We start from the raw sequence: 17,546 nt of genomic DNA, 5'->3' as shown, positions 1-17,546 counted from the left end.
TTTTGGTCAGTGCGTTTTCTTGTCGTTCAATAACCCGGTCAATTTATTTTCACCTCGCCGCGAACGGCATTAACAGAAACGATTTACCCTTTACCGACTTCTGACAACGAATTTAGATCAGCGATAGTGGCTTTAGGTTGTCCGAACAAAAAGTAAGAGCGGGAAGTTTCCCCACTCTTTTCAGGTTTAATACAGCCAGTCGCGCCCCATCCGGTCAGCAGTAAGAATAGCGGCATACACTTTTTCCGGTGTCACTTCAAAAGGCAGGTTGTGAATGGCTTCGCCTTCAGCACAACAGGCCTCTGCCACTGCCATCACTTTCTCTTTCAGTTTTTCACCGTCTTTCACGCCAAGTTGATCTAACGTAATCGGTAGACCGATCTGCACGCAGAAATCAAGCAAAGTATCCAATTCTTCATTTGGGCTATTTTCCAGCACTAGCTGAACCAATACCCCGAAAGCGACTTTTTCACCGTGATACATATGGTGACATTCTTCCAATACGGTAAGGCCGTTGTGTACAGAATGAGCGCCAGCAACACCCGTATTTTCAAAGCCCAGGCCACTCAAATAAGTAGTGGCTTCAATAACATTTTCCACCGCAGGTGTACTGACCCCTGCCTCAACAGCCAGTTTTGCTTTATAACCTTCTTCCAATAAAGTTTCGTAACAGAGATGGGAAAGAGCCATCGCAGTGCGAGATATTCCACCACCGGTCATTCTAGGCTTATGGCCGGCATAACAGACGCGTGCTTCGAAGTAAGTTGCCAGTGCGTCGCCAATTCCGGCAATCAGGAAGCGGGTTGGGGCTTTAACAATAATACTGGTATCAATCAGTACAATATCTGGGTTAGTTGGGAAAAACAGATAATCCTCATATTCGCCGTCATCGGTATAAACAACAGAGAGAGCACTGGTTGGAGCGTTAGTCGAGGCGATAGTTGGTGCAATCAGAATAGGTAATTTGGATTCGTGAGCAACTGCTTTTGCGGTATCTTGTACTTTACCGCCACCGATACCAATAACAGCCTGGCATTCGTGCTTTTTAAGCATGTCAGACAAGCGCTGAATTTCATTACGGCTACATTCACCGCCAAACACTTCAAAATGGCTGGTAACATCAGATTCTTCCAGGCTGCTATGAACGGTATCTCCTACTAATCTCATAGCAGAGTTACCGATAATAACAAAAACATGGTCGGCGATGGCTTTTGTGTATTTACCAATATGAAGCAGGGCATCAGGTCCCTGAATATATTTGGCTGGAGATTGAATAACTTTTAGCATAAAAATACTCCTTTTGTGGAAACTCAACGCCTGTTTGCCGTATAAATCTTCCTGACAAACAGGGAGCAGGATGTGACAGACTAGGAAATTGGCTTCGGATGAAAAAAGTACTTAATGACTTAACAGACTAACACTATATGATAAAAAATAATGGTTGATTATGGATAAATAAAGTCGTTATACCCGTTTTATCGCGGGAAATATGTATTTTTTTGATCTATGCCCGGTATCTGCCGGGCAGATGAAAATCAGCGAACGTGGATATGAGCATTGCCAGCCGGGTAAGCGAAAAAATATTTCAGAATCAGGTTCAGTGAAATGCCGTAAGCTGGCAGAAAAAAGAGCAAGCATATTAATAATTTAAAACAGTAATCCACTAATCCAATCTCGACCCAGTTAGCGGCCATGAAGGCATCAGTACTGCGGTAGAAGGCGATAAAGAAAAAGGCAAGAGTATCAAGCAGATTGCCAAAGAACATAGCGACGGCGGGAGCGACCCACCAGTTACGTTTTTGGCGTAGGCGGTTGAAGACGTATACATCCAGTATTTGCCCAAGTGAATAGGCCATAAAGCTGGCACAAGCGATACGGGCGACAAATAGATTGAATTCAAACAGCGCTGTAAACTTTTGCCACGTTCCTTGGAAGAAGAGGGCTGAAATAATATAAGAGATCAATAGTGCAGGGATCATAACAGTAGTAATGATTCGCCTTGCCAGCGGGGCACCATAGATACGAACCGTCAAATCTGTTGTAAGAAAAATAAATGGAAAAGTAAAGGCTCCCCAAGTGGTATGAAAACCAAAAATAGAGACAGGTAATTGCACCAGATAATTACTAGAAGTCATAATCAGTATATGAAATAAAGAAAGCCAAATCAAAGCAGTAGTTCGTTGCTGCGTAGTTGTAGTCAATGAAAGCATATTGTACCTTTTTGGATAATGGGGTGAGGGAACCCAATGAAATATCTGCCGCTTTAGCCGACAGTGCATCGTATGATACGTCTGTTGCCCACAAAATCAAAATGCCAGCCTGTAAAGTTAATTTTTGATAGCTTTTTTATAATATAATCTACTTTTATAAATTGCTTGAAATGACAGAGATAGTTATGCCAGATGTTTTTGCCAATCCAGATAAGACTCTTGATACACAAGGACTTCGTTGTCCTGAGCCTGTGATGATGGTACGGAAAACCGTACGTCATATGGAAGCAGGGCAGATGTTATTAATTCTTGCTGATGATCCGGCAACCACGCGTGATATTCCCGGTTTCTGCCGTTTTATGGAGCATCAGCTCGTGGCGCAAGAAACAGAACAGATGCCTTATCGCTATCTGGTGCGGAAAAAAGAGGGCTAACATTAACGTTGAACAGGCTATAAAAGTGACGGGAAGCTTCCGGTTCTACGGCGGCGGAAATTACTGAGATGGAGGGTGAGCCAGACCACGGGCACAGGATATGGGCCGACCGTCGGAATAAGACCCATATCCTGATTGATATTACAGAAATCACTCACTGTATAGCGCTAAACAGATTTCATTATTTCACTTTCATTCTCAGTAACCTGACAGCGTTTGCCGTCACAAGAGCGGTAGCGCCAGAGTCCGCGAGTACTGCCATCCACAGACCCGTAATACCCAACAGACTGGTGACAAGGAAAACCCCTTTTAATCCCAGCGCAATAGCAATGTTCTGGCGGATATTATTGTGAGTGGCGCGAGAAAGGGCGATGATTTCCGACAAACCGGTCAGACGGTTGTGAGTCAATGCTGCATCTGCGGTTTCCAACGCAACATCAGTACCGCTTCCCATAGCCACACCGATACTGGAAGCTTTCATTGCAGGTGCGTCATTAATGCCGTCACCGACCATCATTGTGCTGTGATCTTTATTCAGCGTCATAACAGCGTTGACTTTATCTTCCGGCATTAATCCAGCGCGGAAATCTATTCCTAACTGACCCGCAATTGCGGTCGCAGCACGCGGGTTATCACCTGTTAGCATTACTGATTTTATACCCTGATCTTTTAGTAAACGAATGGCATCTATTGCATCCTGACGCAATGTATCTTGCATAGCGATAAGGCCGGTGAATCGTCCATCATGCATCACGGCAACAACGGTTTTACCGTGATCTTCTAATTGAGCAATTTTTTGTTTCCAACGATTGGATAACGTGCCCTCTGGCAGTTTTCCGGGCGCACTGACTAGAATGCGTTTGCCGTCTAACTGACCTTCAACACCAATACCTGCCAGCGCCTTACGATGATCAGCTTCATTGACATTAATGTTTTTACTTTCCGTATGTTGCAGGATAGCTTTGGCCAGTGGGTGATGAGAGCCGCTTTCTACTGCGGAGGCCAGAGCTAATAGCTGAGATTCGTTGATATTTTCTACTGGTTGTACATCAGTGACTTGGGGTTTACCGGCGGTCAGTGTACCTGTCTTATCAAAGGCGATGGTTGTGATTCGGCCAAGTTGCTCCAGTGCTGCACCACCTTTAATCAGCGCACCCCGGCGGGTTGCGGCGGCAAGTGCTGAGGTGATTGCAGCTGGTGTGGAAATCACCAGAGCACAAGGGCAACCAATCAGTAGTAAAGTCAGGCCACGGTAAATCCAAGTTTCCCACGGTTGGCTGAATACTATGGGTGGAATTATAATCACCAACGCAGAAAATAGCATAATCAGCGGCGTGTAAATCCGGCTGAAACGATCAATAAAGCGCTCAATAGGTGCGCGGCGTTCTTCTGCTTCTTCAATCAGTTGCAGGATGCGGTCAATAGCGTTGTTACCCTGTTCGGACAGCACTTTCATCTGTACTGAACGATCCACAGACAGACAACCTGCCGGGACTTTTTCTCCCAGCATTCGTTCAACTGGAATGGATTCACCTGTCAGAGCACTTTCATCAAAGCTGGCGAATGAACTGAGTAATTCAGCATCAGTCGGTAAACGTCCACCTGGTGCAACCTCAATAATATCTCCGGGGCGTAGATCGGCGACCGGGACAGTTTTTTTCTCACCATTTTTTACCAACAGTGCTTCTTCCGGGACCAATGCCATCAATGCGCTCACGCCTAGACGTGCGCGGCCAGCTGCGTAGGATTCCAGCATTTCACCAAGCATAAACAGCAGCAGTACCATTGCCGCTTCGGCGGTGGCATCAATAAATAGCGCGCCGATTGCCGCAACGCTCATCAATGTTTCAATAGCGAATGGTGTGCCTGACCGTATTAGCTGCCAAGCTTTGCGGGCAATAGGCACCAATCCAATGACGGTGGTGATAATAAAGGCAATACGACCAAGTGGGGCGTTAACATTGGAAATTCCCCAGCTTGTTAGCATCATCAGTGAAAGAATGATGATCGGTGCAAATTCTTTCCAGCGACTGCTTTTTGCTGCCTTCTGATTTGAATCTGGGTTATGTAGGTCAAATCCAGCCTGATTAACGGCTTGGATAACTGCCGAACGTATATCTGTATCAGCATCCACGACCAGTTTTTCAGTTGCAAATAGAACTTTGGCTTGCTTCACTTCTGGAATTTTACTGACTGCCGTTTCAATTTTGCGAGCACAGCTTGGGCAATCCATGCCATTAACAATCCAACTAAAACGCTGGTTTGCCAAAAGCTCAGGCGCTTGTGTCTCTTGTACATCATGGGAATGATTGTGCTCATGTGAATAAGACTCATCATGTTCATGGTTATGTGAATGCTCACTAACGGTTTTTGCCTGATCTGTGCAGGCAGTAGAACCACAACTGCTTCCATGCTGGTGGTTATGCTGGTGAGCGTTATTTTTGTTTGAGTGCATGGGCTCCCCCTATAGAGAGTCAATTCAACGATAATGACTAAACTCTACACTCTGGAGCCTACTCTAGAGTCAAATGAAAAAGAGAAAATAAATTGGTGAATTGTACTACTTATCATTAATACTCATTTTCATCTGCAATAGAGGAGCTTCATGGTAGAGCAGATAAGCGAGGTGTAATGCAAGTAAACACTTACAGAGGGAATATGTACGAGGCACCATTAGAGTTTTTTCTCATATTCATGACGCAAGGTTTTTGTGTGAGTACATTTTTATGTTGAGAAAAGCCAGTGCAGTTATAGTTATGATGCTTGATAATATTTTTGTTGACTTATTTTTTATTACGTGAAAAAGTTGTTGTGAATTTGTTAATGAAGTTTATCAGTGTTCTTGCTTCAGGAGAGATAAAATGATCAGTATGACTTCCAACTAATTACATCAATAACTCTTATGTTTTATGCCGTGGAAGATTATTTCTACGGCATAGTACCCAACATATAAAATATAGGCGTGTTTATGGTTAAGATTGCTAGATATATTCAAGCTGGAAGGTTCGAATCTGGCGGGGTTTTTGGTGTGGGTTCTAGTCAAGTATTCATACCACAGAAGAAGAAATTTGAATCTTTAGTTAAAATCGCTTCTTTTTTAAAAAAAGAAACGGATACTGATAACCTCTATGAATACATAAAAAATAATGTTAATGATGTGAGCGAGGATGACATAAATTTCTCCCTTTCTCTTTTTAGAGAAAAAGCTACAAGATAATTTGACAACAATAAATTCTGATTTCAAAGCAGCGACTTTCCCTAGTGTCAATGGCGTAGCTGCTTCATATGCCTTTGGGGATATTATGAGATTCTTAGGTGGGTATGGTGAGATACTTAGTAAGAATAGAAGAATTGGAATTCACTCTCGTAAAATAAAAATAGAAACGCAAGAGATATTTAAAAATGAAGGGTGTAATATATGTGGTCTTCGACAAAGATAATAATCACTTATTCTGTTGTTTTTAATTCTTTGAGAATGCTTATTGGTGCTACTTCATCGATTTATCTTTTAAGTAAAGGTGTATCTCTTGTCGATCTTGGTTTAATGAAAACCATGCAGGCCAGCGTTTTTTTTATATTGGATATACCAACCTCTTATCTTGCTGATAAGATCAGTAGAAAATATGCGATAGCTCTTTCTGTTTTTTTTGGCGGAGCTTGGCTGGTTTTAACGGGGGTTTCATCCACTTTATATGGTTTTTATCTGGCTGAGTTTTTTAACGCGATCTCTTTGACGATAATAGGTGGAACATATAATTCATACTTGATTGATGTATATAAATCAGAGGGTGGTAAAGACACTCATCGGATACTGGGAATTAACGGTAAATATCATTATATGTCTATGGCTATTGCCGCTATGATTGGCGCTGCAATAGGTGATATAGATTCAAGATGGATATGGATTCTTGCCGGAACCGGTAGTTTTATATTGATGTTTTTTTCCTTTTTTCTTCCTGAATCAAAGGTTAAATCGGTAAATGGGAAAAAATCAGGGTTAATAAATGACATAAAGGAAATATATTCTCTTTTAATTAAAGGAAGTAAAGGTTTCTTATTTGTATTTTTCTCTGTTGTTACAAATATAGTGTATTTCCAAATATTACTTCAGTATTGGCAACCCTACGCTTTTCATGGATTTTCTGGCGGAGTTAAAAGTTCCTTGTCATATGGAATATTATTTGTTTTTATTCTTATGGCTCAATCTGTTGCAGGATGGATCATCAGTAAAATCAGTGACAACAAAAAATTGATTTGGTTTGGCTTCCTTTTAATGTTTGTTTCCAGCGGAATATGCTTGCCAGGAGGGAAGAGTTATCCATACTTAATACCTGTAGCTTTAATTTTTATGTTTGGTAGTAACCAATATCTAACAATGGGATTGAGAGCTGTTTATCACGATTATTTTGATGCCAGCCTGAGATCAACATTTGACTCTTTATTATCAACATTTGCACGTTTAATCGTTTTAATACTCTTTCCGGCAGTTGCATATTTTACCGAAACTTTCGGATGGCAAATAATGTCATATTCACTCATTATCTTGTCTTTAATGGTTATTTTTCTTTATGTGTTTAGCCTGAAATTGTCGCTCAGGCAAACACACTAAAGATCTCTTCCAACACAGAGCAAATAAGCGGGCGGCTATGAATGAACGGTAACATCTATTAGCAGAGTAATCCATTTCACGCATGGTTGGTAAGGGAAAGTCATATTTAGCAATTATCACTCCTCATCACCAATGTGGATATTCTCTGTCAGATAGTCCAGAAATACTCGAACTCGTGATGGAAATTGGCGGCCTGGGCCAACAAAAACTGCATATATTTTTTCCTCATCACCAGGATTATAATTTTCAAGTACAGGCAGCAGCAGACCAGCCTGAATATCGGCATTCACATGGAAACGTGCCAAACGAGCTAAACCAAGTCCGGCTATCGCAGCTTTACGCATGGTTTCTCCATCACCGAGCAATAAATTACCTGAAGGCAGTTGTTGCACCCGCTCTTCTGAATCAATGAAAGGCCAGACTTTCACATGGCGGGTAAAGCCAAAACCGAGCCGATTGTAGCGACCGAGGTCTCCAGGCGTAGAAGGTATCCCCATCCTTTCAAGGTATGAAGGAGCTCCTACCACAACCATTCGGCTTGAGCCCAACCGCCACACCATAAGACGCGGGTCGTCCAGAGGACCAACGCGAATCGCCACATCACTGCGATCATCAAGTAAATCCACTACCAAGTCGCACAATGAGATGTCGAGTGTGATCTCTGGGTAGCGTTGCAGAAAATCCGGCAGCAAAGGCATCAAGCAGTGCTTTCCAAACGCAACATGGCAATGCACGCGTATTCGTCCACGAGGCACTGCCCCCTGATTTGCTTCTTGTTCAGCGGCTACGATGTCCTCCAAAATCCTAATACTGCGCTCATAGAAAACAGAACCCTCAGGTGTTAACTGAAGCTTACGTGTCGTTCTATTGAGCAACCGAACACCAAGTCGTATCTCCAGTCGATTGATAAGCTTACTGACCGCTGATGGCGTCATACCGAGCTTGCGAGCAGCAGCGGAGAGGCTTTCCAACTCAATCACCTGAACGAATACAGCCATTTCTGTAGATCTATTGAATTTGTGCATAGATATTTGAATTTTTTTCCAAAATCCTATGAATAAATGAATTTTAGTCTAATAAGCTCGTTTTTTCTAAAGTTAAAGATATATTTTTACTATGACAGCCCGGTAATTTCAGTGTCTACCCTTTCCAAAAAACACCTAATTTTAAGGTTCACCAGCGGGAATCACCCCGTTGAGCTTCCTCCTATGGGAGTTGATTTTGAGAAAAGAGGAAATTCTCTGAGAGAGTCAGTGGATTATTTGCACGAGGTATGGTGAGGAAAGCGGCTACTGTCTGAATTTGGCATCTGATCCAGAAGAAAAAGTATCAATATATCTGACTCGGGACGGGTCATAAGAATCCTCCGTGATTGTGGATTGCAACTTCGCGGTGGGGAAAATCGCTATTGTCACAGCCAGTGACTTATTTTGAATTTGAATTGAAACACCACACAACTATTCATTATGTAGCATGTTTTCTATAACGTGTGAGCAGGATTAACCTGCTCACACAAGACGTATAGCTACATCAAAGCAGTGCGACTTTCGTCACATTACATCATGCCACCCATACCGCCCATGCCACCCATACCGCCTGCTGCACCTAAATCAGCTTTATCATCTTTAGGCAAGTCAGTCACCATACATTCAGTAGTGATCATCAGGCCAGCAATAGATGCTGCGAATTGCAGTGCAAAGCGGGTCACTTTAGTTGGATCCAGAATACCCATTGCGATCATATCGCCATACTGTTCAGTAGTCGCGTTATAACCGTAATTGCCTTCACCTGCTTTCACGCTGTTTGCGATAACAGAGGGTTCTTCACCTGCGTTGTCAACGATCTGACGCAAAGGTGCTTCCATTGCGCGCATTGCAACACGGATACCTACGTTTTGATCTTCGTTGTCGCCTTTCAGACCAGCGATAGAAGCAGCAACGCGAACCAGTGCAACACCACCACCAGCTACCACGCCTTCTTCCACTGCTGCGCGAGTTGCATGCAGAGCATCGTCAACACGGGCACGTTTTTCTTTCATTTCAACTTCTGTTGCAGCACCGACTTTGATAACAGCAACACCGCCAGCCAGTTTAGCTACGCGCTCTTGCAGTTTTTCACGGTCGTAATCAGAAGTAGACTCTTCGATCTGCTGACGGATCTGAACAACACGGCCAGAAATCGCAGTCTCTTCGCCAACACCGTCAATAATGGTTGTGGTGTCTTTGTTGATAACGATACGTTTTGCCTGACCCAGATCTTCCAGAGTCGCTTTTTCCAGCTCCAGACCGATCTCTTCAGAAATAACGATACCGTTAGTCAGAACAGCGATATCCTGCAACATAGCTTTACGGCGGTCACCGAAACCAGGCGCTTTAACCGCAGCAACTTTTACGATGCCACGCATAGTGTTAACAACCAAAGTTGCCAGTGCTTCACCTTCAACATCTTCAGCAACAATCAGCAAAGGCTTACTTGCCTTAGCTACGCCTTCCAGAACTGGCAACAGTTCACGGATATTGGAGATTTTTTTATCTACCAGAAGAATATATGGGTTTTCTAACTCAACAGAACCGTTTTCTGGTTTGTTGATGAAATAAGGAGAGAGGTAGCCACGGTCAAACTGCATGCCTTCAACGACATCCAGTTCATCTTCCAGGCCTGTACCTTCTTCAACGGTGATTACACCTTCTTTACCGACTTTATCCATCGCTTCTGCGATCAATTTACCCACAGTTTCGTCGGAATTAGCGGAGATAGTACCTACCTGAGCAATAGAGGTGGAATCTGAGCAAGGTACGGACAGCTTTTTCAGTTCTGCAACTGCGGCAATCACGGCTTTATCAATACCACGTTTCAGATCCATTGGGTTCATGCCAGCGGCTACGGCTTTCAGACCTTCAGTAACAATAGATTGAGCCAATACAGTTGCAGTGGTTGTACCGTCACCCGCAGCATCATTCGCTTTAGAGGCAACTTCTTTCACCATCTGAGCACCCATGTTTTCGAACTTGTCTTCCAGTTCAATTTCACGAGCAACAGAAACGCCGTCCTTAGTGATTGAAGGCGCACCAAAAGATTTATCCAGAACAACGTTACGGCCTTTAGGGCCGAGGGTTACTTTTACTGCATCAGCAAGAATATTCACACCACGTAGCATCTTAACGCGAGCGTCGCTACCAAATTTTACGTCTTTAGCTGCCATTGTTTCTTTCCTTTAAATTCGTTCAGTTAAGAAGATCTAAGCGCAACAATTACGCTTCAACAATTGCCAGAATGTCGCTTTCAGACATGATCAACACTTCTTCGTTGTCGATCTTCTCTGACTTAACACCGTAACCATCGTTAAAAATAACGATATCTCCAACTTTCACACACAGTGCTTTTACGTCACCGCTTTCAAGGATGCGGCCATTGCCTACAGCCAAAACTTCACCACGAGTAGATTTACCCGCAGCAGTGCCAGTCAGCACAATACCGCCAGCAGATTTTGATTCAACTTCTTTACGCTTGACGATTACACGATCATGCAATGGACGAATATTCATTGATAGCTCTCCTATAAGAAAGTCCATATCAGGTAAGAGGATTGATACCAGTATGCTTTCATTGAACTAGTATCATAATAGATTAAATGGGGACTTATTTATGATACTTCAAGGGCAGGAAAAAAAATATTTTACTTTTTTCTTACCTACAAGAAAGAAGCCAATGATTTGACAAAACATTCAGCAGATAACCTCTTATCAACGGGGCTTATGTTCGTCGTCATCGGATTTAGGGTCGTTCAACTTACGGGAGGGATCATCTTGCTTGCGCTCGTATTCCCCCTCAAAGGTATTACTCTCGCGTTTGAACCCACCGCTATTATGAGGGCGATAGAAATTGATATGCGGCATCAGTTTCATCATTAATGTTTTTTGAACCGGCGGCAGTAACAGCAGCAAGCCAAGGAAATCAGTAAAAAAACCAGGGCATAGTAACAGGAAACCTGCCAGCAAAAGAGACACACTTTTTACCATTTCTGCCGCCGGACTCTCCCCGGCAACCAGCTTTTGCTGGATCTGGATAAAATTCTTTATTCCCTGATTGCGTACCAGAGAGATACCGACACAAGAAGTAAACAACACCAGTAACAGAGTTAACAACACACCTAATTCAGAGGCAACACGTACAAATAAGGTTGACTCAATGTAGACAAGCAAAAATATCAGGATCAATGGCAACCAACGCACTTGGTGCTCCTTCAATTGATGTGGATGAAAAGGTTGTATCCTGAATAAATCATATCAACAAAATCCAAGGAACAACCAAATTAACATTTTTTCAGTTTATTAGAGATATGATTGGGGTCACAACCATCGTTTTCAATCCTCTGAAAATCTTACTGATTAGGTTCATAATTGTGATAGATGTCACATATATCAAATCACGTTAAGCAAATACCACTATAAAGTGATCCAGATTCAATGCATTTATTGCTAACCAGCATATGATCACGCCAGCAATCTGGTGATAAAGGGTTCGTATCACAACTATTGCTGTTGGCAACATAATTATTTAACAAACGCATAATTAGACAGTAAAAACGTAATCTAATAAGAAGGTTCTCATGTCAAACAACATTCGTATCGAAGAAGACCTGTTAGGTAAACGAGAAGTCCCCGCTGAAGCCTATTACGGTATTCACACCTTACGTGCGATTGAAAACTTCTACATCAGTAACAACACCATTAATGATGTACCCGAATTTATCCGTGGCATGGTGATGGTAAAAAAAGCCGCCGCCTTGGCTAACAAGGAATTGCAAACTATTCCAAAAAAAATTGCGGATATCATTATCAAAGCCTGTGACGAAATACTTACCACTGGCAAATATATGGACCAATTCCCAGTTGACGTGTTTCAGGGCGGTGCCGGTACTTCACTCAACATGAATACCAACGAGGTTCTGGCAAACATCGGTTTGGAATTGTTAGGTCATAAAAAAGGTGAATATGAGTACCTGAACCCCAATGATCATCTGAATAAAAGCCAGTCAACCAACGATGCCTACCCAACGGGTTTTCGAATCGCAGTTTATAACGCCATCATGAAACTGATCGAGTCTCTTGAACTGTTGATCACCGGCTTCGATAAAAAAGCCAAAGAATTTGATGACATTCTGAAAATGGGCCGCACCCAGTTACAGGACGCAGTTCCTATGACGCTGGGACAGGAATTCAACGCGTTCTCAATCCTGCTGAAAGAAGAAGTTAAAAACCTGAACCGGACTTCTCAACTGTTGTTGGAAGTTAACCTTGGCGCTACTGCTATCGGCACCGGTCTGAACACCGCACCAGGTTATCAAAAATTAGCGGTTGAAAAACTGGCCGAGGTCACTGGTTTACCTTGCATACCTGCCGAGGACCTGATTGAAGCAACTTCCGATTGCGGTGCTTACGTTATGGTTCACGGCGCGCTGAAACGTCTGGCGGTTAAACTGTCTAAAATCTGTAATGACTTGCGTTTACTCTCTTCCGGTCCTCGTGCCGGTCTGAACGAAATCAACCTGCCTGAATTGCAGGCGGGTTCTTCTATCATGCCGGCAAAAGTTAACCCTGTTATTCCAGAGGTTGTGAATCAGGTTTGCTTCAAAGTCATCGGCAACGATATTTGTGTTACTATGGCATCCGAAGCTGGTCAGTTACAGCTAAACGTAATGGAACCCGCTATTGGTCAGGCCATGTTCGAATCTATCTCCCTGTTAAGCAACGCTTGCCGCAACCTGGTAGAAAAATGCATTAACGGCATCACGGCGAACAAAGAAGTTTGCGAAAACTTCGTATTCAACTCGATCGGTATCGTTACTTATCTGAACCCATTCATCGGTCACCATAATGGTGATATCGTTGGTAAGATCTGTGCTGAAACCGGTAAGAGTGTTCGTGAAGTCGTGCTGGAACGTGGCTTACTGACCGAAACTGAGCTGGATGATATCTTCTGTGTAGAAAACTTAAAACGTCCAGCTTATAAGGCCAAACGTTGTGATGATTAAACCTATCGAGTAGGCGTTATTGTTACAAGCCGCTCTTAACGGCAAAGAATGACAAATAAAACAGCCTAATGAGAATGGTAATAATTTGTTGAATATAATAAAAAATAGCTCTTAGCAACAAGGCACGCAACTCCAATTGGATAGCGTGCCTTTTTACTTCCCTACATGCACAAAGTATTAACCTAAAATTTTCAAATTTTTAATTATTTCAAGGAGTAAATATTATGTTAGCCGTAGAATTGGTTATCGTTCTGCTGGCCATCTTCCTAGGTGCAAGATTAGGGGGGATCGGCATTGGATTTGCCGGTGGTCTTGGCGTTTTGGTACTGTCAGCAATTGGCGTTAAACCGGGGCATATTCCATTCGATGTTATTTCCATCATTATGGCGGTCATCGCGGCAATCTCGGCAATGCAAGTTGCCGGTGGTCTGGATTATCTGGTTCAACAAACTGAAAAATTGCTGCGTAAAAATCCAAAATACATCACGATCCTCGCGCCTATCGTTACCTATTTCCTGACACTGTTTGCAGGTACAGGTAACATCTCTCTGTCAGCCCTGCCAGTCATTGCTGAGGTTGCAAAAGAACAAGGCATTAAACCATGCCGTCCGCTTTCCACTGCGGTTGTTGCAGCCCAGATTGGCATCACCGCTTCGCCAATCTCCGCTGCGGTCGTTTATATGTCTTCTCTAATGGAAGGCCACGGTGTCAGCTATATTCATCTGCTGATGGTTCTGTTGCCATCCACTTTTGCGGCTATCGTTCTGATGTCCTTTATCATCTCCTGGGTATTCAATTCTAAACTGTCTGATGACCCCGTTTATCTGAAACGTCTGGCAGAAAACCTGGTGACTCTGCGTGGCAGCAAACAGATTGAAATTAAACCAAGAGCTAAAACTTCCGTTCTGTTGTTCTTGGCAGGCGTTATCAGTGTTGTTATTTACGCTATCGTCAACAGCCCAAGTATCGGTCTGGTTGAAGAGCCACTGATGAATACCACTCACGCGATTCTGATCATTATGTTGAGTGTCGCAACTATCACCACGATGTCCTGCTCAGTTGATACTGACGCCATTCTAAACTCCAGTACCTTTAAAGCAGGAATGAGCGCATGTATCTGTATTCTGGGTGTTGCATGGCTAGGTGACACTTTTGTACAGGCGAATATTGATTGGATCAAAGGCACTGCCGGCGGCTTAATCCAATCTCAACCCTGGTTGCTGGCGGTTATTTTCTTCTTCTGTTCCGCCCTGCTCTATTCACAGGCTGCAACAGCAAAAGCGCTGATGCCAATGGCTCTGGTTCTGAACGTCACACCACTGACGGCAATCGCTTCTTTCTCCGCAGTTTCCGGATTGTTTATTCTACCTACTTATCCAACCTTGGTTGCCGCAGTTCAGATGGATGACACCGGAACTACCCGTATCGGCCGTTTCGTCTTCAACCACCCGTTCTTTATTCCCGGCACCATAGGGGTTGCTTTGGCTGTTGCCTTCGGCTTCTTGTTCGGTGGTATGATCCTCTAATCCCGTCAATAACAACCTAATTCAGGGGCGTACACCGCCCCTGAACTCTTCCCTGAAATGATGCTCTTTTCTCTGAAAACCCTTGATTATTGTCTTAATCTTAACCAGAACACTTTCTGGTCTGACAGCCATCGGTTATAGTGCTGAATATTTCTATTCTATCTAGCGATCATTAACCTTATGATTAAACGTACTCTGATATTGTTTTTACTGCTTTGCAGTACGATGTTTACCCCACTGGCAGCGAATGCGCTGTTTGAACAACCGGGGCAAAACCTGTATTTGCCGGCAGATCAGGCATTCATGTTTGATTTTCAGCAAAAAGGCGACAAACTGACACTAAATTGGCAGATCAAACCGGGTTATTACCTTTACCGCAAACAACTTCGTATTGAGCCACAACAAACCACACTAGGTAAAATTACATTGCCACAAGGTACGGCTCATCAGGATGAATTCTTTGGTGAAACTGAAGTTTATTTCCAACAACTCGCATTAAATGTTCCTATTACAGAGGCGAATGATAAATCCAATATCGTCGTCACTTATCAGGGCTGTGCCGCGGCAGGATATTGCTATCCACCGGAAACCCGCCTTGTTCCATTAAGTACGGTTATCCCATCAAAAACAACTAACGTAATACCCGCCGAATCTGTTCGAAAAGCGCCAGAAAGCGCATCAAATGACCAGCAAAATTTACCTTTCTCACCACTTTGGGCACTTTTGATTGGCATTGGTATCGCCTTTACACCTTGTGTACTACCGATGTATCCACTGATTTCCGGCATTATTCTTGGTAGCCAGCACCCCAAAAATCTAAAACAGATCTTCTGGTTAGCACTAAGCTACGTTCAGGGAATGGCAATCACCTACACCTTACTTGGATTGATTATCGCTGCTGCGGGTTTACAATTTCAGGCCGCACTGCAACATCCATATGTGCTGATTGGTTTGTCGATACTGTTTATTCTACTGGCACTGTCGATGTTCGGCCTCTATTCCCTGCAACTACCTTCCTCAGTTCAGACTCGCCTGGTCAACTGGAGTAACCAACAAAAAAGTGGCTCATTCTTTGGTGTATTCGCTATGGGGGCGTTAGCGGGATTAATTTGTTCTCCTTGCACCACCGCGCCTTTAAGCGCCATTCTGCTCTACATTGCCCAAAGTGGTAATACAGTGGCAGGGGGCGTAACCCTTTATCTTTATGCTTTAGGAATGGGATTACCGCTTATTGCCGTTACCCTGTTTGGTCATAAACTCCTGCCACGCAGCGGTCCCTGGATGCAGTATGTCAAAGAAGCTTTTGGCTTCATTATTCTTGCACTGCCTGTTTTTCTGCTGGAAAGAGTTATCGGTGATATATGGGGAATACGGTTATGGAGCCTGCTGGCGGTCAGTTTCCTGGGATGGGGATTTGCTCTGACACTCAGAAGCCAAAATGGTTGGATGAGAGTCATGCAACTGATATTGTTAGTTCTGATGCTGATCGCCACCCGCCCATTGCAGGATGGGTTTTGGGGTACGACAGTGACACCACAATCACAACACAGCCTCAATTTCCGCCAGATAAATAACTGGCAAGAATTGGAACACCTAATGGCACAAAACAATCATAAAACCGTCATGCTTGATTTCTATGCTGACTGGTGTGCCGCATGTAAAGAATTTGAAAAATATACTTTCAGTGATCCACAGGTTCAATCACAACTACATGAAACCTTGCTGTTACAGGCAAATGTCACAAATAACAGCCCACAGCAAAAACAGCTGTTGGAAAAGCTGAATGTTCGGGGATTACCGACTATTCTGTTTTTTGATTCTCAAGGAAAAGAGATCCCCGATTCACGGGTAAATGGTTTTATGAATGCAACCCGCTTTAACGAACACTTGCAACACCTGCAAAAATGATCTGAAGGAGAACACCGTGCAACGAGAACACGTTCTTAGTCATGTCTTAAACTTACTGGAGCAACATGGCTTATCCGCCACAACTGAGATGCTCCTTGGTTCACTTAACATGGATATGGAATATCTAAAGCAGTTCTGGCCTGATCGGGAAGCACTGCTTTATGACAGCCTGCGTTATCACGGTCAACAGATTGAAATCTGGCAACGACAGATGTTATTGGATGAAAATCTGACACCAGAGCAAAAGCTACTGGCTCGTTATGCAGCACTTGGTGAAAAAGTAAAAGAGAAACGCTATCCAGGCTGCCTGTTTATCGCGGCCTGTAGTGCATTTCCTGAATCTGACCACCCTATCCATCAATTAGCTGAATTACAAAAACAGAGTTCTTCCCATTACACCACCGAGCTATTACATCAACTGGATATCGAAGATTGTGAACTGATTACCAAACAGATGGAGCTGATTTTGGAAGGTTGCCTGAGTAAGCTACTGATCAAACGGGATATTGATGATATCGCGACGGCAAAACTACTGGCAGAAGATGTTTTGGCTATCGCCAAATGCCGCAAAAATGGTGCGTTAAGCTAATAAAAATCAGCCTAAGATGAATAACCACACAAATTTGGGGCAAAAAGTCAGCAATCAATCGTCTTTTATCATTTTTTATCAGAAAGGCATTGACGACTTAGGCTGAATGCGGTTTAATGCGCCCCGTTGCCCGGATAGCTCAGTCGGTAGAGCAGAGGATTGAAAATCCTCGTGTCGGTGGTTCGATTCCGCCTCCGGGCACCAATTCAAAGCGCGTTGGTTGAGAGATAAAAAAG

The 17,546-nt window shown here is 43.4% G+C and carries 14 protein-coding genes and 1 tRNA gene; 8 read left to right on the top strand and 7 right to left on the bottom strand.

Annotated elements, in window-relative coordinates:
• Positions 1-186: 186 nt before the first annotated feature.
• Positions 187-1,287 (bottom strand): glycerol dehydrogenase, encoded by a 1,101-nt coding sequence (locus C5471_RS15545; protein ID WP_133815638.1) that lies wholly within the window; start codon positions 1,285-1,287, stop codon positions 187-189.
• 248 nt (positions 1,288-1,535) lie between these two features.
• Positions 1,536-2,210, bottom strand: a complete 675-nt coding sequence (locus C5471_RS15540) for a 7-cyano-7-deazaguanine/7-aminomethyl-7-deazaguanine transporter (protein WP_133815639.1) — start codon at positions 2,208-2,210, stop codon at positions 1,536-1,538.
• 185 nt (positions 2,211-2,395) lie between these two features.
• On the opposite strand from C5471_RS15540, the gene tusA reads away from it, so the two are divergent.
• Positions 2,396-2,644 carry a sulfurtransferase TusA gene (gene tusA, locus C5471_RS15535; RefSeq protein WP_133815640.1) on the top strand — a complete coding sequence of 83 codons (249 nt, stop codon included), beginning with the start codon at positions 2,396-2,398 and terminating at the stop codon, positions 2,642-2,644.
• 181 nt (positions 2,645-2,825) lie between these two features.
• On the opposite strand, the gene C5471_RS15530 is transcribed toward tusA, so the two are convergent.
• Complete coding sequence (locus C5471_RS15530; RefSeq protein ID WP_133815641.1) at positions 2,826-5,099, bottom strand: zinc/cadmium/mercury/lead-transporting ATPase; 2,274 nt, start codon at positions 5,097-5,099, stop codon at positions 2,826-2,828.
• A 513-nt stretch (positions 5,100-5,612) separates the two neighbouring features.
• On the opposite strand from C5471_RS15530, the gene C5471_RS15525 reads away from it, so the two are divergent.
• Both C5471_RS15525 and C5471_RS15520 read left to right on the top strand, forming a co-directional pair.
• Complete coding sequence (locus C5471_RS15525; protein ID WP_133815642.1) at positions 5,613-5,861, top strand: hypothetical protein; 249 nt, start codon at positions 5,613-5,615, stop codon at positions 5,859-5,861.
• 201 nt (positions 5,862-6,062) lie between these two features.
• The gene (locus C5471_RS15520) at positions 6,063-7,253 is read left to right on the top strand and encodes an MFS transporter (protein WP_133815643.1); all 1,191 of its coding nucleotides are present in this window, start codon (positions 6,063-6,065) and stop codon (positions 7,251-7,253) included.
• 116 nt (positions 7,254-7,369) lie between these two features.
• Here C5471_RS15520 and C5471_RS15515 read toward each other — a convergent pair whose 3' ends face one another.
• From C5471_RS15515 to C5471_RS15500, 4 genes are all read right to left on the bottom strand, one after another.
• A complete protein-coding gene (locus C5471_RS15515) occupies positions 7,370-8,251 on the bottom strand; it encodes a LysR family transcriptional regulator (protein WP_242688732.1) in 882 nt (293 codons plus the stop codon).
• Between the two features lie 557 nt (positions 8,252-8,808).
• Positions 8,809-10,455, bottom strand: a complete 1,647-nt coding sequence (gene groL, locus C5471_RS15510) for a chaperonin GroEL (protein ID WP_133815645.1) — start codon at positions 10,453-10,455, stop codon at positions 8,809-8,811.
• 49 nt (positions 10,456-10,504) lie between these two features.
• Entirely contained in the window at positions 10,505-10,798 is a 294-nt protein-coding gene (locus C5471_RS15505) for a co-chaperone GroES (RefSeq protein ID WP_011148251.1), read from the bottom strand.
• A gap of 198 nt (positions 10,799-10,996) precedes the next feature.
• Positions 10,997-11,485 (bottom strand): FxsA family protein, encoded by a 489-nt coding sequence (locus C5471_RS15500; RefSeq protein ID WP_133815646.1) that lies wholly within the window; start codon positions 11,483-11,485, stop codon positions 10,997-10,999.
• A gap of 377 nt (positions 11,486-11,862) precedes the next feature.
• On the opposite strand from C5471_RS15500, the gene aspA reads away from it, so the two are divergent.
• From aspA to C5471_RS15475, 5 genes are all read left to right on the top strand, one after another.
• Positions 11,863-13,287 (top strand): aspartate ammonia-lyase, encoded by a 1,425-nt coding sequence (aspA, locus tag C5471_RS15495; RefSeq protein WP_133815647.1) that lies wholly within the window; start codon positions 11,863-11,865, stop codon positions 13,285-13,287.
• Positions 13,288-13,511: 224 nt separating this feature from the next.
• Positions 13,512-14,813, top strand: a complete 1,302-nt coding sequence (locus C5471_RS15490; RefSeq protein ID WP_133815648.1) for an anaerobic C4-dicarboxylate transporter — start codon at positions 13,512-13,514, stop codon at positions 14,811-14,813.
• Positions 14,814-14,993: 180 nt separating this feature from the next.
• A complete protein-coding gene (locus C5471_RS15485; protein ID WP_133815649.1) occupies positions 14,994-16,721 on the top strand; it encodes a protein-disulfide reductase DsbD in 1,728 nt (575 codons plus the stop codon).
• Between the two features lie 16 nt (positions 16,722-16,737).
• Complete coding sequence (dicD, locus tag C5471_RS15480) at positions 16,738-17,310, top strand: division control transcriptional repressor DicD (RefSeq protein WP_133815650.1); 573 nt, start codon at positions 16,738-16,740, stop codon at positions 17,308-17,310.
• 128 nt (positions 17,311-17,438) lie between these two features.
• A tRNA-Phe gene (locus C5471_RS15475) sits at positions 17,439-17,514 on the top strand.
• Positions 17,515-17,546 lie beyond the last annotated feature (32 nt).

The organism is Photorhabdus tasmaniensis (genome assembly GCF_011189505.1).
In the GTDB taxonomy this organism is placed as follows: Bacteria; Pseudomonadota; Gammaproteobacteria; order Enterobacterales; family Enterobacteriaceae; genus Photorhabdus; species Photorhabdus tasmaniensis.
This window is presented reverse-complemented; position numbering and strand designations above follow the sequence as displayed.